The organism is Bradyrhizobium sp. C9, assembly GCF_002532045.1.
Classification (GTDB): Bacteria; Pseudomonadota; Alphaproteobacteria; order Rhizobiales; family Xanthobacteraceae; genus Bradyrhizobium.
In genome coordinates this window covers 174112-195316 of sequence record NZ_NWTG01000010.1, presented here as the reverse complement: position 1 = coordinate 195316, position 21205 = coordinate 174112, and the positions used below count along the sequence as shown (strand labels likewise).

Sequence of the window (21205 nt, the reverse complement as noted above, 5' to 3'; positions counted from 1 at the left end):
TCCACTCATGTCGCCCCCGTCATCCCCGCGCAAAGGCGACGCCTTTGCGCGGGGATGACGGGGATGGATCTGCTACAGCCGCTTGATCGCGGCGACCTCGCTGCCGGCGGCCTTGATCCGCGCGATTGCAGCCTGCGTGTTTTCCACCACTGTTGCCATGTGATGCGCGTTGGCGTGCACGATCGTCGTCGCATCGCGCACGATGGCGACATGGCCCTTCCAGAAGATCAGGTCGCCGCGCTGCAGATGCTTTGCTTCCGCCGGCGTCAATTCGCGGCCGAGCCCGTCCTGCTGCATGTCGCTGTCGCGCGGGCAGCCGGTGCCGGCGGCGGTCAGCGCGATCTGCACGAGGCCCGAGCAATCGATGCCGAGGCTCGACTTGCCGCCCCAGAGATAGGGCGTGCCGACGAACTGCTCGGCGATGGCGACGAAATCCTGCGCCATCGTATCGAGAGCGGCGAGATGCCGGCGCGGCAGGTGCCAGCCCTCGCGGGTCAGCGCGAAGGGACCGTCCTCGCGGGTGATTGCGAGCTTGGTCCCCATCGTCAGCGCGTCGACCGGCGGCAGCTTGATCGACGGTCCCGGAAACGCCAGCGTGCGCAGCGCCGTCACCTTGTGCGTCGGCGCCGCGCCGGGCGTTGTCAGGGCGGCCTCGGCTATCCAGCCGACATAGCCGTCATCGGCGAGCTGGCCCCAGGCCCAGCCTTCACCGTTGCGGTCGTACACCGTGACGCGCTCGCCCCGGAGTGCCTGCGTCATCTGCTCGGCATCGGCCGCCGGCGCCCGGCGCAGCGGCGCGATGGCCTCAAAGACCTCGAAGGTCTCGCCGTCGACGAAGCGCGTCGCCTTCACCTTGCCTTCGAGATATTTCGCGGCGAGGTCGGCGCGGGCCGGCGTCAGTCTGGCATCATGCATAGCGCTGGCTCAGCAGTTTGTAGATCGCGCGCGCCGCCTGGCACTCGCCGCCCTCGGGGCGGCCGGGCTTCGCCGACGGCGTCCAGCCATAGATGTCGACATGCAGCCAGCTCCTGGCGTGCTCGACGAAGCGCTGCAGGAACAGCGCACAGGTGATCGAGCCGGCGAAACCGCCCGACGGCGCGTTGGTGATGTCGGCGGTCTTGGAGTCGAGCCAGGCATCGTAGGCCGGCCACAGCGGCATCCGCCACAACGGGTCGTTCTCGCTCCTTGCATATGCTGCGACGTCGCCGGCGAGCGCCTCGTCATTGGTGTAGAACGGCGGCAGATCCGGGCCGAGCGCCACGCGCGCCGCGCCGGTCAGGGTGCCGAGATCGACCAGCAGGTCCGGGGTCTCCTCGTCGGCCAGCGCCAGCGCATCGGCGAGCACCAGCCGCCCCTCGGCGTCGGTGTTGCCGATCTCGACAGTGATGCCCTTGCGCGACTTGAAGATGTCGAGCGGGCGGAACGCATTGCCGGCAACCGCGTTCTCGACCGCCGGGATCAGCACGCGCAGCCGCACTTTCAGCTTCGCGTCCATCACCATCTGCGCCAGCGCCAGCACGTTGGCGGCGCCGCCCATGTCCTTCTTCATGATCAGCATGCCGCTCGACGGCTTGAGATCGAGCCCGCCGGTGTCGAAGCAGACGCCTTTGCCGACCAGCGTCACCTTCGGATGGGCCGGATCGCCCCAGCTCAGATCGATCAGCCGCGGTGCACGCGTCGATGCCATGCCGACGGCATGGATCAGCGGGAAATTCTGCGCGAGCTCGTCGCCATCGATGCAATTGAAGGCGGCGCCGAACCGCGCTGCGAGGTCGCGCGCGGCCTCGGCGAGCTCGGCCGGGCCCATGTCGTTGGACGGCGTGTTGATGAGGTCGCGCGCCAGCGCCGCGGCATCCGCCATCCGCGCGATCTCGGCCGTGTCGACGCCATCGGGCGGCACCAGGCGGACCTCGGGAGCCTTGTTTTTACGATAGCGGCCGAAGCGGTAGCAGCCGAGCGCGAAGGCGAGCGCGGCAAGCCGCGTGTCGTGTGGCGCATTGGCGAAGCGGTAGACGCCCGGCGGCAGCAGGCCGGGCAGGGCGCCGGCACGGAACGGATCGCGCGCCTTGTGGTCTGCATCCTCCAGTCCGAACAGCACCTGCGCGATGCCGCCGTCGGCTGCTGGCAAAGCGAGGGCCTTGCCGGGCTTGGCCGCAAAGTCATTGGCTTCCGCGAACTGGCGCGCCGGCGCCGGCAGCTCGCTCCGGATCGCGTCCCATGTCGCCTTGGTGACGAAAGTGATCGGCGTGACGGCGGTCGTGGGTGCTGTCTCGAACACGGATGGCATGCGGCTCTCGGCTGTTCTGGCGTCGTTGCTGGTGACTAACACGGCTTTCGCGGTGGATGGTAGCGCGCCCGCGGTTGATGCGACCCGCGGCGATTGGAACCGGCGCGCCGGTTGCGGGTGCCGCCAGTTAACCAGACGTTAGGGTTAACAGTCTATTGCTGGCACGCTCGGCTCGATCCATTTGCCCGATTTCGTGAGTCACAGTGCCATGCGTCGACAGTCCATTTTGACCCGGCATCTTACGTCCGCAGCCCTCGTGGCGGTCCTCGCCGCCGGGCTTGGCGGTTGCCAGACCATGTCCGATGTCACCGGATCGATCGCGTCCCGGTCCGATCCGGTGCCGGATGATCCGCGCCGCAATCTCGATGTCTATGGCGAGCGCTATCGCAAGAATCCCAAGGATGTCGACGCTGCGATCGCTTACGGCCAGGCGTTGCGCATGTCCGGACAGCGTTCGCAGGCCTGCGCCGTGCTGGAGCAGGCCACGCTCGCCAACCCCGGCAGCAAGCCGCTGCTCGCCGCCTATGGCCGTGCGCTCGCCGACAACGGCAATTCGCAGGCCGCATTCGACGTGCTGAGCCGCGCGCACAGTCCGGACAATCCGGACTGGCGGATCCTGTCGGTGCAGGGCACCACGCTCGACAAGTTGAACCGGCACGACGAAGCGCGGCGCTATTACGCCAGTGCGCTTCGACTGGCCCCGGACGAGCCCTCGGTACTGTCCAATCTCGGCCTGTCCTACATGCTGACCAAGGAATTGCCGAAGGCGGAAGAGACGCTGCGCAAGGCCTATGCCAGCGCCCGCGCCGACACCCGGATCCGGCAGAACCTTGCGCTCGTCGTCGGCCTGCAGGGCCGTTTCGCGGAGGCCGAGACCATCGTCAAGGCCGACCTGCCGGCGGATGAGGCGGCGGCCAATGTCGCCTATCTCCGCGACATGCTGAACCGCAAGGACGGTCCGCGGATTTCCTCGCGCGCCGCGCCTGTCGTCGCCAAGGACGACTAAGCCGACACGGCAGATCCAAACGTCCCTTGAAAAGCGGAGGCCGCTTTGCTCGCCGGAGCAAAGCGGGTGGGGATCTGCTCTCTCCACATGAAGCGTCGTCTGCGGTTGATCTCCATCCTGACCTTCCCCCTTTCAGGGGGAGGAGGAGGCCGACGCGGCGGCGCGGCTCAATGCATCGTGGCGATCTTGATGTAGGACGGCCCGAGGATCACGATGAACAGGCAGGGCAGGAAGAACAGGATCATCGGCACGGTCAGCTTGGGCGGCAGCGCCGCCGCCTTCTTCTCGGCCTCGTTCATGCGCATGTCGCGATTTTCCTGCGCCATCACGCGCAGGCTCTGGCCGAGCGGCGTGCCGTAGCGTTCGGATTGCTGCAAGGCCATGCACACCGACTTCACGCCCTCGAGCCCGGTGCGGCGCGCCAGGTTCTCGTAGGCGGACTTGCGGTCCTGCAGATAAGACAGTTCCGCGGTGGTCAGCGCGAACTCCTCCGACAGCGCGATCGACTGTCCGACGATCTCGTTGGCGACCTTGCGGAACGCGACTTCGACCGACATGCCCGACTCGATGCAGATCAGCAGCAGGTCGAGCGAATCCGGGAAGGCGCGCTTGATCTGGAGCTGGCGCTTGGAGATCGCGTTCTTCAGGAACAGCATCGGCGCCTGCAGGCCGGCATAGGTGGCACCGACGCAAATGCCGATCTTGAGCGTGAGCGACCAGTTCGCGCCCGCGATGAAGAACGTATAGACGATGGCGCCGAGCAGCAGCACGATCGGCGTCACCGCGCGGGCGAACAGGAAGGTGACGTAGGGGGCGTGACCGCGATAGCCCGCCATCACGAGCTTCTCGAGCGCCGCTTCCTGGGCGAGCCATTTCGTGAGGTTGAGATCGTCCACCACCCTGGAGACGACCTGCTTCGGGGTCTGCCGCAGCGCCACCTTCTCCGTCTTGGCAAGACGATCGCGCTCGCGCTGCCGGAGACGCTCGCGCTCGCTGGCGACCGCCTTCATACGCTTGTTGAGGTCGCCGCCGGCGAGCAGCGGCATCACCAGCGTGTAGACCGTCGCGCTTGCCGCGATGAAGGCAAGCAGCATCGTCATGAACCTGACGTCGTGGAGCTTGGAGACCAGAATATCAATCATGCCGCACCGTCAGAAATCGAAGTTGATCATCTTCTTCATCACCAGCACGCCCATCGACATCCAGACGGCGCAGGCAACCAGCATGAGCTGGCCCATCGAGTTCGTCCACAGCAGGGCGATGTAGTCCGGCGTCGTGAGGAACACGAGGATCATCACGATCGGCGGCAGCGAGCCGATGATGGCGGCGGAAGCTTTCGCTTCCATCGACATCGCCTGGATCTTCTCAGCCATCTTCTTGCGGTCGCGCAGCACCCGCGACAGGTTGCCGAGCGCCTCCGACAGGTTGCCGCCGGACTTCTGCTGGATCGCGATCACGATGCCGAAGAAGTTCGCCTCGGGCAGCGGCATGCGTTCGTAGAGCCGGGCGCAGGCCTCGCCGAGCGGCATGCCGATCGCCTGGGTCTCGATGATCGCAAGGAACTCGCTGCGCAACGGCTCAGATGCGTCGTTGACGACCGCCTTGAGCGATTCGAACAGCGGCAGGCCGGCCTTGATGCCGCGCACGATGACGTCGACGGCGTCGGGCAGCGCCTTCAGGAAGGCCTTTTCCCGCCGCTTCTTCAGGAAGCCGAGCAGCCAGCGCGGCAGGCCGAGACCCATGGCAAAGCCGATGCCGGCAGCGCCAAGCAGGCCGCCGCCGACCAAGAATGCCATGCCGAACCCGAACAGGCCGAGCGCGCCGGAGATCATCCAGAATTTCTGCTCCGACCACTCCAGCCCGGCCTGCGAGATGCGCACGCCGAGCGAGACCTTCTTGTCCTTCTGCCGACGCGCCTCGAGCTCCTTCAGCGATCCTTCGACTTGCTCGCGGCGGGAGCGCTGCGTGCGGTCGGTGGTTCGCGTCGTCGACGGTTCGCTGCGCGCCACCGATGCGCGGCGCGACTCGGCTTTCTTTTCCCCCGAAAGGTAGGGATAGAGGAAGACCCAGGCGATGCCGCCCACGGTGACGGCGGCGAGGAAGGCCAGGGCAAGGGTTTGCGTCTGCATCCTGAGTTTCCCTAGACCGGCGCCGGCGAGTCGGAGGCATCCAGCGCCGCCGCAAGCCGCTTCTCTTCATTGTAGTAGCGCGCACGCTCCCAGAAGCGCGGCCGGCCGATGCCGGTCGAGCGGTGCTTGCCGATGATCTTGCCGTTGGCATCTTCCCCGACCACGTCGTAGAGGAAGATATCCTGGGTGATGATGGTGTCGCCTTCCATGCCCATCACCTCGGTGATGTGGGTGATACGGCGCGAGCCGTCGCGCAGGCGCGCCGCCTGCACGATGATGTCGACCGAGGCGCAGATCATCTCGCGAATGGTGCGCGAGGGAAGCGAGAAACCACCCATGGTGATCATGGATTCGCAGCGCGACAGTGCTTCCCGTGGATTGTTGGCGTGCAGCGTGCCCATCGAGCCGTCGTGACCGGTGTTCATCGCCTGCAACAGGTCGAATGCCTCGGGCCCGCGGACTTCGCCGACGATGATGCGCTCGGGGCGCATACGCAGGCAGTTGCGGACCAGTTCGCGCATCGTGACCTGGCCCTCGCCCTCGATGTTCGGCGGCCGGGTCTCCAGCCGCACCACATGCGGCTGCTGCAGCTGAAGTTCGGCGGCGTCTTCGCAGGTGATGATGCGTTCGTCGTGCTCGATATAGTTGGTCAGGCAGTTCAGCAGCGTTGTCTTGCCCGAGCCGGTGCCGCCCGAGATGATCACGTTGCAGCGGACACGGCCGATGATCTGCAGGATGGTCGCCCCGTCCGGCGTGATCGCGCCGAACTTGACGAGTTGCTCCAGCGTCAGCTTGTCCTTCTTGAATTTGCGGATGGTGAGCGCGGGCCCGTCGATCGCCAGCGGCGGCACGATGGCGTTGACGCGCGAGCCGTCGGCGAGGCGAGCGTCGCAGATCGGCGAGGACTCGTCGACGCGCCGACCGACCTGGCTGACGATGCGCTGGCAGATGTTGAGCAGCTGCTGGTTGTCGCGAAAGCGGATGCCGGTGCGCTGGATCTTGCCGGCGACTTCGATGAACACGGTACCGGCGCCGTTGACCATGATGTCGGCGATGTCGTCGCGCGACAATAGCGGCTCCAGCGGTCCGTAACCGAGGACGTCGTTGCAGATGTCGTCGAGCAGCTCTTCCTGCTCGGCGATCGACATCACGATGTTCTTGATCGCGATGATCTCGTTGACGATGTCGCGGATTTCCTCGCGCGCCGATTCGCTGTCCAGCTTGGCGAGCTGGGCAAGGTCGATCGCCTCGATCAGGGCGCCGAAGATCGTCGCCTTGACCTGGTAGTAGTTGTCCGAGCGGCGGGCTTCGACGGCGGGAGCAGGCGGTGGCTTGGCAGGGGCCAGCGGCGGTGACGATATCGTCGGCGCGGCGGACTCGCGCGCGATCGGCGACGAGCCGGCAGGCTCCGGCGTCTGAAAGGCGGGCTTGGGTGCCCGCATATCCCCATCGTTTCCGCTACGCTTACCAAACACGACGACTTGACTCCACGCGGACCACTATTTGGACCGCAGCTTTTCGAGCAGGGGCGACAGGAAGGACCCCCTCGGCTTCTTGGTTTCGCCGCGGCCTGTCAGCCGCTGCGCCATCTGCAGAAACATCTCGACCGCCCGGTGATTGGCGGAGATTTCCGCGATCATCTGGCCGTTGTTGGCGGCCGAACCGAAGATCTGCGGATCGAACGGGATGGCGGCGATCGGCGGGCTTTCGATCGCCTTGGCGAATTCGCTCGCCGCGATCTCCGGCCGCTTCGGCACGCCGACCTGGTTCAGGCAGTACAGCGGCGCGCGGTCGTTCGGCCGTGATGCCTTCAAGAGGTCGAACATGTTCTTGGCGTTGCGCAGATTGGCGAGGTCGGGCGCCGCCACGATCAGGATGTCGTCGGCCGCGATCAGCGCGCGCTTGGTCCAGCCGGACCATTGATGCGGTACGTCGAGCACGATGCAGGGCATCGTGGTGCGCAGCGTATCGAAAATCGCGTCGAACGCCTCGGCGCCGAAATCGTAGACCTTGTCGAGCGTGGCCGGTGCCGCCAGCAGGCTCAGATGGTCGGTGCATTTCGACAGCAGGCGGTCGACGAAGGCGGTATCGACGCGGTCCGGCGAGAACACCGCATCCGCGATGCCTTGCGCCGGATCCTGGTTGTAGTTGAGGCCGGCGGTGCCGAATGCGAGGTCGAGATCGGCGACCACGGAATCGAGCGCCAGATCGCGGGCGATCGCCCAGGCGATATTGTGGGCAATCGTCGAGGCGCCGACGCCGCCCTTCGCGCCGACGACGGCGACGACGCGGCCGACCGCCTTGGCTTCCGGCGCCGAGAACAGGTTGCAGACCGCGCGCACCACGTCGATCGCATGTGCCGGCGCAATCACGTAGTCGCTGACGCCGCGGCGCACCAGCTCGCGATACAGCGTGACGTCGTTGACCCGGCCGATCACGACCACCCGGGTGCCGGCGTCGCACACGGTGGCGAGCTGGTCGAGCCCGGCCAGAATGTCGCTGCGGCCCTCGGTCTCGAGGATGATGACATTGGGCGTCGGCGCCGAGCGATAGGCCTCGATGGCGGCCGCCATGCCGCCCATCTGGATCTTGAGGTGAGCCTTGGCCAGCCGGCGATCCTCGCCCGCCGACTGGACGGCGGCAGCGGTCTCGACCGTCTCGCAGAACGCCTGGACCGAGACCCGCGGCGCCGGAGCAATATGGTCGTCCACGGCCTGCGGCGGGGCGTCCGTCTGCTCTTCGGAGTTTTGCTGCGCGTAGGTGATCATTTTCCTGTGTCGCTTAGCTTGGCCCTGTCGGACTCGGGATACGTCGTGGCGGTCGTGGTGCCCTTGCGATACTTCTCGAAGGCGATATTGCGGCGCGACGTGTAGGCAGGGGTCTCCGCGCGCGGCTGCACGAGATCAGTCGGGTCTTCGACCATGGCTGCGAGGTTGTGCTGATTGGCGCAGCCGAAATTGTAGTATTGCTTGTTCTGGATGTAGGATCCGTTGTGCATCGACGGGCCGAGATCCTCCGGCCACAGGCCGCACGGCCCGGCCTCAGCCTTCATCTTTGGATAGTTCACGCGGATCGCGGGCATCAGGCGCGGGTTCTCGGGATGGTATTTGCGCACGAGGATCCCGCGCGGCGGCACGCCGGCGGCGGCGAAGGTCGCCTGGATCTCGCGCAACGATTCCTGCGCGGGCCGGGCGTTCGGCGTGTCGGCGGGGACGTCGATGGTGACGGCGCCGGTGCCCTCGCGCATCCAGTCCTGCGCCATTCCCATCACCTCGGCGCGCTGCTCCGCAGTCAGCCCGCCGCGGCTGCGGCCGACGAAGACCACGATCGAGCGATCGGCCTCGGTCACCGCGATCGGGTGACGCTGGCGATAGTCGGCCGGCGAGTCCACCATCGCGAAGCTGTTGTCGGCGGCGTGCTGGCAGGCGCCGAGCGTCATGGCGAGGCCGACGAGCACGCCGGCGAGACCGGCGGTGCGCTTGTAATCGGCGGATGGTCTGGGTGTGGTCTGTGTCATCGTCCGCCTCAGTCGGTAATAAAGCCGTAGGTGCCGCGGTAATTCCGCGCCGGCTCGGTGCGGCCGGGCACGCCGTAGATGCGATTGAGGCTGCCGAGCAGGTCGGCCTGCGGATCGGATGCATTGGCAAAGCCGTCATCCGGACGCGACAGGTCCTTCTGCGCCACGGCGCGAACGACATAGGGCGTCACCAGAACCATCAGTTCGGTCTGGTTGTTGACGAAGTCGCGGCTGCGGAACAGCGTGCCGAGCACAGGCAGCGACGCCAGCCCGGGAAGGCCGTTGATCGCCTGCTTGGTCTGGTCCTGGATCAGGCCGGCCATCGCCATCGAGCCACCGGAGGGAATTTCCAGCGTGGTTTCGGCGCGGCGGGTCTTGATCGAAGGGATCGTCGTGCCACCCGCGCCGCCGGTCAGCGCGTTCTCGGTCGAGACTTCCGACACTTCCGTCATCACGCGCAGGCTGATGCGCCCTTCGGTCAGCACCACCGGCGTGAAGTTGAGCGAAATGCCGAATTTCTTGAAGCTGACAGTCTGGACGCAATTCCCGATCGCGCCCGTCGACGAGGTCTGACAGGTCACGCCGGTCGGAATTGGAAACTCGCCGCCCGAGATGAAGGTCGCCGATTCGCCCGAGATCGCAGTCAGGTTCGGTTCGGCAAGCGTCCGCACGACACCCGCGCTTTCCATGGCGCGGATCGTCGCCGACACCGACGATCCGAACGATGTGGTGAGATTGTTGCCGGACACCAGCGGTGAGCTGTTCGCGGTGAACGGGTTGCTGTTGGCGAATTTGACCACGGTCGTGCCGTAGTTGAGGTTCGCGGTGAGGTCGATGCCGAGCTGCTTGATCAGGCTGCGCGAGACTTCGGCAACCGTGACCTTCAGCATCACCTGGTCGCGGCCGCGAACCGCGATGGAGTTCACGACCTTCTCGGGGCCGCCGACCAGCCGCGCGGCGATCTCGCCGGCCTGCTGCGCCTCGACCGGGGTCGCCGCACTGCCGGTCAGCACGACGCCGTCACCGACGCCCTCGATCTGGATATCGGAATTCGGCATCGCCGCGCGCAGCGCAGCCCGCACGCCGTTAAGGTCGCGCTTGACGGCGATGTCATAGGCCGCGATCTGCTGGCCGGCGGCGTCGAAGAACACGATGTTGGTCTGGCCGACCGTCGCGCCGATGATATAGGCGCGTTGCGCCGAGCGAACCACGGCGTTGGCGATCTTGGGATCGGCGACCAGCACGTCCTTGATGTCCCGGGGCAGATCGATCACCACCGACTTGCCGACCCCGAGTGCGAGAAAGCGAGCGTTCATCTGGCCATCGGCCGAGGTGGGGGCCGGCGCGGCACGGTAGTCGCTCGCCACCACCGGCGTCAGCGCCGGATTGAGCGTGAGCGCCGCGACGGCCGAGAACGACAATGCGCGGACCATGAAGGCCCGGATCGTCCGTTGAGTTGCCCCGCGCTTCATCACGTGTGTCCTCATGGTCACTTCTGCATCGTCGCCTGGTTGGCAACGCCAAAGCGGATGACGTTGATCGTGTCACCGCGCCTCTGCCGGTTGTCGTCGATCTTGGTTTCGGGCGCGTTGTTGTCGGCGATGCTGCGCAGCGCCAGCGACAGGACGCCGCTCTGGCGCGCGCGCGCCAGCGTCTCGGTCTGTTCGGGCTTCAGCTCCAGCGTCACCGTCTTGCCGATCAGTGCGTTGGTGCCGTCCTTTTCCTTCGGTGCCTGGTCGATCGCGAGCACGCGGATATTGGTCAGGATCACTTCGGAGTTGACGATGTCGGCGCCGTTGCGATCCGGATTCTTGTCCCGCTTCGACAGCAGGACGTCGACCCGGTCATTCGGCAGGATGAAGCCGCCGGCGCCGGTCTCGGGTGAGATTTCGGTCGATACCGCCCGCATGCCGGTCGGCAGGATCGCGGCCATGAAGCCGCTGCCGTCGGCCTTGACGAGCTTCTGCTCGCGAATCGGTTCGCCCTGGATGAAGGGGGCCCGCGCGATCGAGCCGGTCACGTCCTTGATCGCTTCGGCGTTGCTGTCCCTGCGCATGAAGCTGGCGCTGGCGGTTGCCGCCGGCCAGGTCTGCCATTGCAGGTCTTCGGGCTTCACGGCCTGGCCGAGGCCGATGTCGGTTTTCGCGACCAGGATGTCGACGGTGGGCAGCTGCGCGACCGGCGGAGGCGGCGCCGGCTTGTCGTCGCTTCCGCTCGCCAAATAGAGCGCCGCAAGGCCGGCGCAGCCTGCGATTGCGAGGACCAGAATGCGGGCCTTATCCATTACGCTTCACTTTCCACATGACGCCGCGACGCTGCCGCCGCCGTGATGGGAGTTGACCAGCTATTCGTCAAAGCATGGTTAATGAGGCGTATCTAAATCGCCTTAACGCGCGGTTACCGCTGCTTTCTCAGCGCATCGCGAAGTGCGCGAGGTCGATCGTCTTGATCCAGTCCGTCTCGGGATAGATCAGCAGGGCGCCGAGGGCGAGTGCGATGCCGTAGGGAATTCCGGTCTGCTTGTCGTGCAGGCGGCTGAGCCAGGCCTGGTTCGCCAGCGCATAGGGCAGCGGCCACTGCCGGAGCTGCAGCAGCAGCACCGTCAGCGCGCCGCCGAACAGCGAGGCGAAGACCAGATAGGGGAGCAGATGCTCGAACCCGAACCACAGGCCGGCCGCAGCGGCGACCTTGGCGTCTCCGCCGCCGACCCAGCCCATCGCAAACATGCCGAATGCCACCACCAGAACCAGCGCGCCCGCGCCGGCATGGCTGAGGATGTCGTGCACGCCCATCCCGATCAGCGGCGCCAGCACGAAGAAGCCGGCCCCCAGCGCCAGGGAGATCCGGTTCGGGATCGTCATGGTCAACAGATCGCTCGCCGCCGCGAAGGCCATCAGGGCCGGAAACAGCATCAAGCGTGCGATGTCGAGGATCATGGATTCATGCCGTCAAGCTGGAGCTGCGGTCGAGACCCGACGCTAGCGGCCAATGGTGAACAATCGGGAAAGGCTGCCGTGGCCGCCCTCGAGGCGCCGGCGGCCGGTCCGCCAAATAGCAAAGGTCCCGGGGGTACCGGGACCTTTGATGCGAGTTCGTTGGAACTGGCTTACTTCAGCGAGCTGGCGACCGTGTTGAAGGTGCCCGAGAGATTCTTGCCGACGCCGTTGACCGCAGCGATGATCGCGATGGCGATACCGGTGGCGATCAGGCCGTATTCGATGGCGGTCGCGCCCGATTCGTCCTTCACGAAGCGCGAAACGAGGTTCTTCATAAGTAACTCCTGTGTGCACGTGGCTGGTCGAACTAGATTTGGTCTCGCCGGCGTTCTCAGCACCGTGACCATTGCGGCACCCTACGGTTCGACAATTTCGGTGCAGTTAATTTGATCGTAAAAACACAGCGGGAACCCGCAGTTGTTGTGCACAGTAAATTTGGAATTAAGCGGCCCGCTAGAATTGTAGACTGTTGCCGGGGCCCGCTATCGGCACCTGTTCACGGCTCCTTAAGCGCACATCTATACGCATGGGGCTTCCGTCGAATGAGGCCGTCATGCCCAGCCTTCCCTTTGAAGTCATCGAGATGATCGGCCAGACGATGATGAAGGTGGTGCCGATCACCATCGCGCTGGCGCTGTTCTTCACGGTGCTCACTCATTTCTGGGCCTGCAATCCCGGCAAGCCGTGGTGGCAGAAGCGTGAGCTGGTCACCGACATCTGCTACTGGTTCTTCGTGCCGGTGTTCGCCCGCGTGCTGCGGATCGGGCTCCTGGTGCTCGGCGCAGCCGTGGTGTTCAACGTTCACGACACCGACGATCTGATCGCGTTCTACGAGAACGGACATGGCCCTCTGGCGCAGCTTCCGCTCTGGCTGCAGTCCATCATCTTTCTCGTCGCCTCCGATTTCATGCTGTACTGGCTGCACCGGATGTTCCATGGCGGCGCCTTCTGGAAGTACCACGCCATTCATCATTCCTCCGAGGATCTTGAATGGATCTCGGCGGCACGCTTCCATCCCGTCAATCTTCTGATCGGCACGATCACTGTCGATGTGATCCTGCTGATGGCGGGCATCTCTCCGAACATCATGTTGTGGGTCGGCCCGTTCACCACATTCCATTCGGCGTTCGTGCACGCCAACCTGAGCTGGACGCTCGGCCCGTTCAAATACGTGATCGCGACGCCGGTATTTCACCGCTGGCATCACACCGGGCTCGAGGAAGGCGGCGACACCAATTTCGCGGGCACCTTTCCGCTCTGGGACATTCTGTTCGGAACGTTCCGGATGCCCGAAGGCAAGCTCCCGGAAGACTACGGGGTCGATGCCGAGCAGGGCGTGCCGTCCGAGATCGGCGGACAATTGGCCTATCCGTTCCGGCAATGACGCCGCCAGCCGGCCGGTGCCATCATGAGCGCTGAGACCGCGACCTTCCCGCGCGCGAAGGCTTCCAGGTTCGTTGAGCTCCCGGCCTGGTTCTGGGTGGCGTGCGGCGTCTATGCGCTGCTGCTGCTCGTCGGCGACAGGCTGCTCGCCGATTCCGACACCTATTGGCAGATTGCCGTCGGCCGCTGGATCCTCGATCATCACACGCTGCCGTCCGTCGACATCTATTCGTTCACCAAGGCCGGTGAGCCGTGGGTGTCGTCATCCTGGCTGGCGCAGGTGCTGTTCGCGAAGGCCTATGACCTCGCCGGCTGGACCGGCCCGGTGGCGCTGGCCGCCGCCGGCGCCGCCGCCAGCTTCGCGCTGCTCACCGCCATCCTCAACCGCGTGCTGCCGACGATGTGCGCGAGCCTGATCGCCCTCGCTGCGCTGGTTCTGACCTGCGGGCACCTGCTGGCCCGTCCGCACGTGCTGGCGATGCCGATCATGATCATCTGGGCGAACGGCCTGATGACCGCCAGCGAGCGCCGCGAGGCGCCCTCGTTCTGGCTGCTGCCGCTGATCGCGCTGTGGGCCAACCTGCACGGCGGCTTTCTGTTCGGTTTGGTGCTGGCCGGCGCATTTGCCCTCGATGCGATGTGGAATGCCTTGCCGGCCCAAAGGCTGGCGCTGGCGCTGCGCTGGGGGGCGTTCGGCATCGGCGCACTGGCGGCGTGCTGCGTCACCCCCTATGGCTGGGGCTCGATCCTCGCCTCGCTCAGGATTCTCGGCCTCGGTGAATTGCTGCATCTCATCACGGAATGGAGGCCGGCGACGTTCAGCGAGATCGACCCGTTCGGACTATCGATCCTCGGCCTGCTCGGCGCTGCGCTCTATTTCGGGGCGAGGTTGCCGCTGCCGCGAATCATCCTGGTGCTGGGCCTGCTGCATATGGCGCTGTCCCATGTCAGAAATCTCGAGCTGTTCGCCCTGTTGCTGCCGCTGGCCGTGCTGACGCCGGTCGCCACCCAGTTCGGGCTGCGTGCCGCCAGCGCCGTCCGCCCGAGAGTTGCTCCGGCCGCAATCCTGATCGTCGGGCTTTGCGCGTGGACCTCGGTCGTTGCCGCGCGCCAGGTCATATCGCCACCGCCGATCTATTCGCCGGCTGCCGCCGTCGACGCGATGAAGGCGCACAACGTCAAGCGCGTGCTCAACGATCTGCAGTTCGGCGGCTACCTGATCTGGCGCCAGATGCCGGTGTTCATCGACGGGCGTGCCGAGCTCTACGGCGAGGCGTTCGGCATGAGCATGGTCCGTGCGGTTCAGCTCAAGGACGTCAACGGCTTCCTCAATCTGCTCGCGACCCATGACATCGATGCGGTGATGCTCGATCCGACCACGCCGGCGTCCAGATTGCTGGATCACATCGCAGGATGGCAGCGGCTCTACGCCGATGACCGCGTGGTCGTTCACGTCCGCGCCGCCAGTTGAAGCCGCTGCGGACCCTTCCGCCCAATGACAGGACGACGGGGGCGGCGGCCGGATCGTCCTGCGCGAGCTACCCGCTCGGGAAGTCGTGACATCCGCGCAATTCGGCGGTCGATCTTTGCTCTTCCTAAATGAATTGCCGTCAGATTTGCCAGCGTCGGGCGCCGGTCCGCAGCGTATCGCCTTTGCCGGCCTGTTAACGTCCCGGGGTAGAGTATGTCGTTTCAGTCCCAGCGTATTCGCGCCGTCACGCGCATTGGTTTCATCTCGATGGCCGCAGCCTTGCTGCTGGGGCCGGCACTCGCAACGGCAGCGCCGGATCCCGACCGGATCGCGGTCAACGTCGATCAGGCCAAGCTCGTCAAGTTGCCCGGCGGCATTGCCACGATCGTGGTCGGCAATCCCCTGATCGCCGACGTCACCCTGCAGAATGGCGGGGTCGTCGTGGTCACCGGCAAGGGTTATGGCGCGACCAACTTCATCGCACTCGACCGCTCCGGCCAGGTGCTGGTGGACCGCCAGATCCAGGTCGAAGGTCCGACCGATCAGCTCGTCACCGTCTATCGTGGCATCGATCGCGAGACCTATAGCTGCATGCCGGTTTGCCAGCGCCGCATCACCCTCGGTGACGGTGAGGCCTACTTCAAGTCGACCATGGACCAGGCTGGTACGCTCAACAATCAGGCCAGCGGCTCGGGCGGTGGCGCGAAGCCGCAGAACTGACATGCGTCCGCCCGGGCGCTTCACACGCAGCCGCCTTGTGGCCTATCGCAGGCAGTCCACCCGACATGCTTAATAAAAGCCTAACGGATCGGGTCGCTCTGTCTCGATCCGGCGAAATACTTCGACAATGACTCTTGGGTAGTTGTTGCCGCCATGTTGATCCGGGGTCGTTGATGCCGCTGCCCGCTCATTCTTTTGCGCGCCTCCTCCGTCGCTTTGGCCGAAACCGCCGTGGTGTGACCGCGGTCGAATTCGCGCTGGTCGCGCCGCTGTTTTTCGCGCTGCTTTTTGCGATCATCGAGGTGGCGATGATCTTCTTTGCCAGCCAGGTGCTTGAGACGGCAACGCAGGACTCCTCGCGCATGGTCATGACCGGCCAGGCGCAGGGCGCAAATTATACCCAGCAGCAGTTCAAGGATTTCGTCTGCGGCCGGGTCAACGCGCTGTTCGATTGCACCAACGGCATTTACGTTGACGTGCGCAGCTATCCCGCGACGAGCTTTTCGACCGTCAACCTCACGCCGATTACCGATCCCACCCAGGTGAAATGGTGTCCCGGCAAGGACGGCGACGTCGTGGTGGTCCGCCTGTTCTATCAATGGCCGCTGTTTGTCACCAAGGTTTTCACCTCCAGCTTCCTCAGCAACGGCAAGCGGCTCCTGACCGCGACCGCGACGTTCAAGAACGAGCCCTCCGGAACCGCCGGGACCACATGCTCATGAGTAAGGTCATGAAAACCCTGCCCTCGGCCTTGCGGCGCTTTGTCGTTGCTTTCGGGCATGACCGCCGGGGTCTTGCGGCGGTCGAGTTTGCGTTCATCATGCCGTTGATGCTGGTGTTGTTCTTCGGCACCGTTGAGTTTTCATCCGGTGTCGCGGTCGACCGCAAGGTCACGCTGATGGCGCGCGCCGCATCGGATCTGACCTCGCAGGCGACGCAGGTGGTGGATGCCGACCTGCAGAACTTCTTCAGCGCCAGCGTCGGCATCATGACGCCCTACGATCCGTCACCGACCAAAGTCACGTTGTCGGAAATCTACGTCGATAACTCCAACATCGCGCACATCCAGTGGAGCAAGGCGGGGACGATCGCCTCGGGCGCCACGCAGGCCACGTTGACGGCCTCAACCCGCAGCCAGGGTGACATTGTGACCAGCGTCGTTCCGTCCGCGCTGCTGGTTTCGGGCACCTATCTGATCTTCAGCGAAGTGAGCTACAAATACGTTCCGACGATCGGCTATGTGATGGCCAAGGCCGGCATCACCTTCAGCGACGTTGCCTTCACGCGGCCGCGGCAGTCGGTCTGCGTGTTTTATGCCCCGACCTCCGCCACCATGCCGACGACCTGCTCGACTTACTAAGGCGTCTTCGCGCGAAGCGGACGCCGGTTCGCGTGAAGAAAATGCAGCCGGGCTGCGTCTGCCAAAGACGCGATCCAGACAAAAAGGGCCGCACCTGAAGGTGCGGCCCTTGATGCTTTGACGGCAATTTCCTGGAGCTTCGCGCTCCCGGGAAATCGGCTTATCCAGCGGCGCGCAGATTGTCGGCCGAGGATTTGCCGGAACGGCGGTCAGCAACGATCTCGTAGGAGATCTTCTGGCCTTCACGCAGAGTGCCAAGGCCGGCGCGCTCGACTGCACTGATGTGCACGAACACGTCGTTCCCGCCTTCATCCGGCTGGATGAAGCCGTAGCCCTTGGTCGCGTTAAACCACTTCACGGTTCCCATGCTCACGTGGGTAGTCCCTTCTCAGATATACAAGTTCAAGACCCGCTGATCGGCGGGGTGGTGAGATCGAATTTTTGGAAGGGTCGTCAGCGTCTGAACCGGCTGTACCGGTATTGGCTAATGTCGTCCGGCCGAAAATCGATGGGTAGGATATTATTCGATAGAAGGGCTCAAAACAATCCTGACGTGCGCGATTTTTTGGCCGGCGCAGCCGCCGGCCATTGTTGCGCAGGACATCAGGACGTCGTGCGCGCAACGGTTGCAATGTCCAGCCTAACGGCGGCGGAACTGGCCGCCGCGCTGTGCGCCGCCCCGCGGCGGACCGCCGGGTGCGCCGCTCGGACGTTCGTCCTTGTGCCGGAAAATCAGGCGGCCCTTTTCGAGATCGTAGGGCGACATTTCGATCGTAACGCGGTCGCCGGCCAGCGTCTTGATGCGGTTTTTCTTCATCTTGCCGGCGGTGTAGGCGACGATCTCGTGTCCGGCATCGAGTTGCACCCGGTAACGAGCGTCGGGGAGGATTTCGGTCACCAGTCCTTCGAACTGGATCAGCTCTTCCTTAGCCATATGTTTCTCCAGATCGAGCGACGGCTAGTGCTTCGGTCGGTTGTTGCGGTTGGGTTGCGGATTCGGCCGGCTCTCGCGATGCAAGAAGGCGACGCCCTGAATGCCTTCGCTGTTGCCGGCCTGCGACGGACGCGGCGACTCGCCCCGGCTCGTCTGCGGCGCGCCATTATTACCACCCCGACGGCGGCGGCGGCGAGGGCCTTTTGCACTTGGAGCGGCCTCATTCCCACGCACATTATGCGCGCGCGGCGCAGAGCGGCCGCCCCGGTGGGGGTGGGTCGCCGATGCGGGCGCGGCGGCTTCGCGGCTGCCAGGGGAGCCGCCTTGTGTGCGGCGGTCTTCCCGCGGCACGGTAATCCGGATCAGCCGCTCGATATCGCGCAGATAGCCCATCTCCTCGGCGCCGGCGACCAGCGAGATCGCGACACCGTCGGCGCCGGCACGGGCGGTGCGGCCGATGCGGTGGACGTAGGTTTCCGGGATGTTGGGCAGGTCGAAGTTCACGACATGGCTGACGCCGTCGACGTCGATGCCGCGGGCGGCGATATCGGTCGCCACCAGCGTGCGGATCTCGCCGGAACGGAACGCCGCCAGCGTGCGCTCGCGGTGGTTCTGCGACTTGTTGCCGTGGATCGCATTGGCCTCGATGCCGGCCTTGGCAAGGCTCTTCACCACCTTGTCGGCGCCGTGCTTGGTGCGGGTAAACACCAGGGCACGATTGACCGCTTCCTGCTTCAGAAGCTGGGCGAGAACCGCCGGCTTGGCCGCGAAATCGACCTGGATCGCGCGCTGGGCGATGCGATCCACCGTCGAGGCCACCGGCGTCACCGCCACGCGGGCCGGGTCGCGCAGCATCGCCTCGGCGAGCTCGGCGATGTCCTTGGGCATGGTGGCCGAGAAGAACAGCGTCTGCCGCCGGATCGGCAGCTTGGCGACGATTTTGCGGATGTCGTTGATGAAGCCCATGTCGAGCATGCGGTCGGCTTCATCGAGCACCAGGAATTCGACCTGGTTGAGCTTCAGCCCGTTGCTCTGCACGAGATCGAGCAGGCGGCCGGGGGTGGCAACCAGCACCTCGACGCCCTGCATCAGGGAGCGGACCTGGCGGCCCATCGGCACGCCGCCGATGGCGAGCGTCGAGGACAGCCGGATGTGGCGGCCATAGGTGTTGAAGCTGTCGAGGATCTGCCCCGACAGTTCGCGGGTCGGCGAGAGCACCAGCACGCGGCAGCTCTTGGGCTGCGGGCGGACGCGGTTCTCGAGCAGCCGGTGCAGGATCGGCAGCGCGAAGGACGCGGTTTTGCCGGTTCCGGTCTGGGCAATGCCGACGACATCGCGGCCGGCAAGTGCGAGTGGGATGGTCTGGGCCTGGATGGGGGTCGGCGTGAGATAATTTTCTTCTCGAAGCGCGCGGGCGATGGGATCGGCGAGGCCGAAATCCTGAAAGGAGGTCAAAAGGTGGTTCTTTCCATAAAAGCCGTCATCGTCCCGGCCAGTATCAGCCGGAATCGCATGAAAGCATTCGGGGACACCCGCGTGTCTGGGGCGTCAAGCTGGGTTAGCTGAAAGGCGAGCCAGAAGCCGCTTGGGGCAGCTTGAACACGCAGCTCGCGAAGGCACCGCGATGTCGCGGGCATGGCCAGCATATGGACCAGGAACTGGGCGGTTTCAAGATGATATCGCCGGGATTGGTGCGCTGAATGCGCCGAACCATCGCGCAAACTGTCACAAATCGCTGCCGGAAATTTAGCCAAGAAGGAAATTTTGCCTATAAAATAACCTGATTGCTCTTTCGGCAGCCAAGTTGACGGCTCAATGATTGGGCAGCCACTCTCCGTATTTGCCCGGAACTCATGAAATTATCCAGTTGGTTCATCGGCTTACGGTGCCCACGCACCGTGGCACAGTTCTTGCGATTCCCTTAACCGCAGGCGGCCAAGCGGCCGTTCGCAAGCGTTCCACGCCTGCGTCAGGGAGACGACATTTCATGCTTACTCAGCTTACTCACAAAATAACGACGATGACCCGCCGCCGCGCGCTCGCGGCGACTGCCGGCCTGGTTTTGGGTCTGGCTGCGTCCTCGCCGTTCGCGCCCGCCCAAGCGGCCGACGACACCATCAAGATTGGCATTCTTCACTCACTGTCGGGCACCATGGCCATCAGCGAAACCACGCTGAAGGACACGATCCTTTTCCTGATCGACGAGCAGAACAAGAAGGGCGGCGTTCTCGGCAAGAAGCTCGAGGCCGTCGTGGTCGACCCCGCATCGAACTGGCCGCTGTTCGCCGAGAAGGCCCGCGAGCTGATCACCAAGGACAAGGTCGCGGTCGTGTTCGGCTGCTGGACCTCGGTGTCGCGCAAGTCCGTGCTGCCGGTGTTCAAGGAGCTGAACAACATCCTGTTCTACCCGGTGCAGTATGAGGGCGAGGAATCCGAGCGCAACGTGTTCTACACGGGTGCTGCGCCGAACCAGCAGGCGATCCCCGCCGTCGACTATCTGATGAAGGAAGAAAAGGTGAAGCGCTGGGTGCTGGCCGGCACCGACTACGTCTATCCGCGCACCACCAACAAGATCCTGGAAGCCTACCTGAAGTCGAAGGGCGTCGCCCAGGACGACATCATGATCAACTACACGCCGTTCGGTCACTCCGACTGGCAGACGATCGTGGCTGACATCAAGAAGTTCGGCTCGGCCGGCAAGAAGACCGCCGTGGTCTCCACCATCAACGGCGACGCCAACGTTCCGTTCTACAAGGAGCTCGGCAACCAGGGCATCAAGGCGACCGACATTCCGGTGGTCGCGTTCTCGGTCGGCGAAGAAGAGCTCGCCGGCATCGACACCAAGCCGCTGCTCGGCCATCTCGCCGCCTGGAACTACTTCGAGTCGATCAAGACCCCGGCGAACGAGAAGTTCATCAAGGAGTGGCAGGCCTACACCAAGAATCCGAAGCGCGTGACCAACGATCCGATGGAAGCGCACTACATCGGCTTCAACATGTGGGTGAAGGCTGTCGAGAAGGTGAAGTCGACCGATCCGGACAAGGTGATCGACGCGCTCCCCGGCACCGAGGCGCCGAACCTGACCGGTGGCGTGTCGAAGATGCTGCCGAACCACCACATCACCAAGCCGGTGTTCATCGGCGAGATCAAGGGCAACGGCCAGTTCGACGTGGTCTGGAAGACCCCGGGTCTGGTGGCCGGCGATGCCTGGTCGAAGGAGCTCGAAGGCTCCAAGGACCTGATCGGCGATTGGGTCGGCAAGAAGTGCGGCAACTACAACACCAAGACCAACAAGTGCGGCGGCCAGGGCTCCTGATAGCGAGTTTGATCCGGAAAAGTGCGAAGCGGTTTTCCGAAAAGATCACGCTCAAAGAAGACTCCTGACCTCAACAACGACACAAC

General features: G+C 64.7%; 21 protein-coding genes. 7 read left to right on the top strand and 14 right to left on the bottom strand.

Annotation, left to right across the window (positions count from 1 at the left end; translation table 11 throughout):
• Positions 1-72 precede the first annotated feature (72 nt).
• Positions 73-915, bottom strand: coding sequence for a C40 family peptidase (locus CO675_RS21260; RefSeq protein WP_097673813.1), 843 nt, complete (start codon positions 913-915; stop codon positions 73-75).
• Complete coding sequence (locus CO675_RS21255) at positions 908-2287, bottom strand: leucyl aminopeptidase family protein (protein ID WP_097673812.1); 1380 nt, start codon at positions 2285-2287, stop codon at positions 908-910. The genes CO675_RS21260 and CO675_RS21255 overlap by 8 nt, the downstream gene beginning before the upstream one ends.
• A 208-nt stretch (positions 2288-2495) precedes the next feature.
• On the opposite strand from CO675_RS21255, the gene CO675_RS21250 reads away from it, so the two are divergent.
• Positions 2496-3293, top strand: a complete 798-nt coding sequence (locus CO675_RS21250; protein ID WP_097673811.1) for a tetratricopeptide repeat protein — start codon at positions 2496-2498, stop codon at positions 3291-3293.
• Between the two features lie 167 nt (positions 3294-3460).
• Here CO675_RS21250 and CO675_RS21245 read toward each other — a convergent pair whose 3' ends face one another.
• The 9 genes from CO675_RS21245 to CO675_RS21205 form a co-directional block, all read right to left on the bottom strand.
• Complete coding sequence (locus CO675_RS21245) at positions 3461-4435, bottom strand: type II secretion system F family protein (protein ID WP_097673810.1); 975 nt, start codon at positions 4433-4435, stop codon at positions 3461-3463.
• 9 nt (positions 4436-4444) lie between these two features.
• The gene (locus CO675_RS21240; RefSeq protein ID WP_097673809.1) at positions 4445-5422 is read right to left on the bottom strand and encodes a type II secretion system F family protein; all 978 of its coding nucleotides are present in this window, start codon (positions 5420-5422) and stop codon (positions 4445-4447) included.
• A gap of 11 nt (positions 5423-5433) precedes the next feature.
• The gene (locus tag CO675_RS21235; RefSeq protein ID WP_097673808.1) at positions 5434-6897 is read right to left on the bottom strand and encodes a TadA family conjugal transfer-associated ATPase; all 1464 of its coding nucleotides are present in this window, start codon (positions 6895-6897) and stop codon (positions 5434-5436) included.
• 24 nt (positions 6898-6921) lie between these two features.
• Positions 6922-8190 carry a CpaE/TadZ family protein gene (locus CO675_RS21230; RefSeq protein WP_097673807.1) on the bottom strand — a complete coding sequence of 423 codons (1269 nt, stop codon included), beginning with the start codon at positions 8188-8190 and terminating at the stop codon, positions 6922-6924.
• Positions 8187-8939 carry a CpaD family pilus assembly protein gene (locus tag CO675_RS21225; protein ID WP_097673806.1) on the bottom strand — a complete coding sequence of 251 codons (753 nt, stop codon included), beginning with the start codon at positions 8937-8939 and terminating at the stop codon, positions 8187-8189. The genes CO675_RS21230 and CO675_RS21225 overlap by 4 nt, the downstream gene beginning before the upstream one ends.
• A gap of 8 nt (positions 8940-8947) precedes the next feature.
• Positions 8948-10426, bottom strand: a complete 1479-nt coding sequence (locus tag CO675_RS21220; protein ID WP_097673805.1) for a type II and III secretion system protein family protein — start codon at positions 10424-10426, stop codon at positions 8948-8950.
• A gap of 2 nt (positions 10427-10428) precedes the next feature.
• The gene (gene cpaB, locus CO675_RS21215; RefSeq protein ID WP_097673804.1) at positions 10429-11223 is read right to left on the bottom strand and encodes a Flp pilus assembly protein CpaB; all 795 of its coding nucleotides are present in this window, start codon (positions 11221-11223) and stop codon (positions 10429-10431) included.
• A gap of 127 nt (positions 11224-11350) precedes the next feature.
• The gene (locus CO675_RS21210; protein ID WP_097673803.1) at positions 11351-11875 is read right to left on the bottom strand and encodes an A24 family peptidase; all 525 of its coding nucleotides are present in this window, start codon (positions 11873-11875) and stop codon (positions 11351-11353) included.
• A gap of 170 nt (positions 11876-12045) precedes the next feature.
• Entirely contained in the window at positions 12046-12210 is a 165-nt protein-coding gene (locus tag CO675_RS21205) for a Flp family type IVb pilin (RefSeq protein ID WP_092119027.1), read from the bottom strand.
• Between the two features lie 278 nt (positions 12211-12488).
• Here CO675_RS21205 and CO675_RS21200 point away from each other — a divergent pair, with 278 nt between their 5' ends.
• From CO675_RS21200 to CO675_RS21180, 5 genes are all read left to right on the top strand, one after another.
• On the top strand, positions 12489-13319 hold the full coding sequence (locus CO675_RS21200) for a sterol desaturase family protein (RefSeq protein ID WP_097673893.1): 831 nt from the start codon (positions 12489-12491) through the stop codon (positions 13317-13319).
• 24 nt (positions 13320-13343) lie between these two features.
• A complete protein-coding gene (locus CO675_RS21195; RefSeq protein ID WP_097673802.1) occupies positions 13344-14789 on the top strand; it encodes a hypothetical protein in 1446 nt (481 codons plus the stop codon).
• Between the two features lie 213 nt (positions 14790-15002).
• Positions 15003-15509 carry a pilus assembly protein N-terminal domain-containing protein gene (locus CO675_RS21190; protein ID WP_198964682.1) on the top strand — a complete coding sequence of 169 codons (507 nt, stop codon included), beginning with the start codon at positions 15003-15005 and terminating at the stop codon, positions 15507-15509.
• Between the two features lie 173 nt (positions 15510-15682).
• A complete protein-coding gene (locus CO675_RS21185; RefSeq protein WP_097673801.1) occupies positions 15683-16231 on the top strand; it encodes a TadE/TadG family type IV pilus assembly protein in 549 nt (182 codons plus the stop codon).
• 8 nt (positions 16232-16239) lie between these two features.
• Entirely contained in the window at positions 16240-16869 is a 630-nt protein-coding gene (locus CO675_RS21180) for a TadE/TadG family type IV pilus assembly protein (RefSeq protein ID WP_245452838.1), read from the top strand.
• Positions 16870-17029: 160 nt separating this feature from the next.
• Here the strand turns inward: CO675_RS21180 and CO675_RS21175 are convergent, their stop codons facing one another.
• The 3 genes from CO675_RS21175 to CO675_RS21165 all read right to left on the bottom strand — a co-directional run bounded on the left by CO675_RS21175 (position 17030) and on the right by CO675_RS21165 (position 19258).
• Complete coding sequence (locus tag CO675_RS21175; protein WP_016842648.1) at positions 17030-17242, bottom strand: cold-shock protein; 213 nt, start codon at positions 17240-17242, stop codon at positions 17030-17032.
• A 267-nt stretch (positions 17243-17509) separates the two neighbouring features.
• Positions 17510-17803, bottom strand: coding sequence for a translation initiation factor IF-1 (gene infA / locus CO675_RS21170; protein ID WP_016842649.1), 294 nt, complete (start codon positions 17801-17803; stop codon positions 17510-17512).
• A 24-nt stretch (positions 17804-17827) separates the two neighbouring features.
• A complete protein-coding gene (locus CO675_RS21165) occupies positions 17828-19258 on the bottom strand; it encodes a DEAD/DEAH box helicase (protein WP_097673799.1) in 1431 nt (476 codons plus the stop codon).
• 532 nt (positions 19259-19790) lie between these two features.
• On the opposite strand from CO675_RS21165, the gene urtA reads away from it, so the two are divergent.
• Complete coding sequence (gene urtA / locus CO675_RS21155) at positions 19791-21119, top strand: urea ABC transporter substrate-binding protein (protein WP_097673797.1); 1329 nt, start codon at positions 19791-19793, stop codon at positions 21117-21119.
• Positions 21120-21205 lie beyond the last annotated feature (86 nt).

Coding starts and splice junctions, on each gene's coding strand:
- CO675_RS21260 (WP_097673813.1), bottom strand. CDS start 915: ATGCATGATGCCAGACTGACGCCGGCCCGCGCCGACCTCGCCGCGAAA.
- CO675_RS21255 (WP_097673812.1), bottom strand. CDS start 2,287: ATGCCATCCGTGTTCGAGACAGCACCCACGACCGCCGTCACGCCGATC.
- CO675_RS21250 (WP_097673811.1), top strand. CDS start 2,496: ATGCGTCGACAGTCCATTTTGACCCGGCATCTTACGTCCGCAGCCCTC.
- CO675_RS21245 (WP_097673810.1), bottom strand. CDS start 4,435: ATGATTGATATTCTGGTCTCCAAGCTCCACGACGTCAGGTTCATGACG.
- CO675_RS21240 (WP_097673809.1), bottom strand. CDS start 5,422: ATGCAGACGCAAACCCTTGCCCTGGCCTTCCTCGCCGCCGTCACCGTG.
- CO675_RS21230 (WP_097673807.1), bottom strand. CDS start 8,190: ATGATCACCTACGCGCAGCAAAACTCCGAAGAGCAGACGGACGCCCCG.
- CO675_RS21225 (WP_097673806.1), bottom strand. CDS start 8,939: ATGACACAGACCACACCCAGACCATCCGCCGATTACAAGCGCACCGCC.
- CO675_RS21220 (WP_097673805.1), bottom strand. CDS start 10,426: ATGAGGACACACGTGATGAAGCGCGGGGCAACTCAACGGACGATCCGG.
- cpaB (WP_097673804.1), bottom strand. CDS start 11,223: ATGGATAAGGCCCGCATTCTGGTCCTCGCAATCGCAGGCTGCGCCGGC.
- CO675_RS21210 (WP_097673803.1), bottom strand. CDS start 11,875: ATGATCCTCGACATCGCACGCTTGATGCTGTTTCCGGCCCTGATGGCC.
- CO675_RS21205 (WP_092119027.1), bottom strand. CDS start 12,210: ATGAAGAACCTCGTTTCGCGCTTCGTGAAGGACGAATCGGGCGCGACC.
- CO675_RS21200 (WP_097673893.1), top strand. CDS start 12,489: ATGCCCAGCCTTCCCTTTGAAGTCATCGAGATGATCGGCCAGACGATG.
- CO675_RS21195 (WP_097673802.1), top strand. CDS start 13,344: ATGAGCGCTGAGACCGCGACCTTCCCGCGCGCGAAGGCTTCCAGGTTC.
- CO675_RS21190 (WP_198964682.1), top strand. CDS start 15,003: ATGTCGTTTCAGTCCCAGCGTATTCGCGCCGTCACGCGCATTGGTTTC.
- CO675_RS21185 (WP_097673801.1), top strand. CDS start 15,683: ATGCCGCTGCCCGCTCATTCTTTTGCGCGCCTCCTCCGTCGCTTTGGC.
- CO675_RS21180 (WP_245452838.1), top strand. CDS start 16,240: ATGAAAACCCTGCCCTCGGCCTTGCGGCGCTTTGTCGTTGCTTTCGGG.
- infA (WP_016842649.1), bottom strand. CDS start 17,803: ATGGCTAAGGAAGAGCTGATCCAGTTCGAAGGACTGGTGACCGAAATC.
- urtA (WP_097673797.1), top strand. CDS start 19,791: ATGCTTACTCAGCTTACTCACAAAATAACGACGATGACCCGCCGCCGC.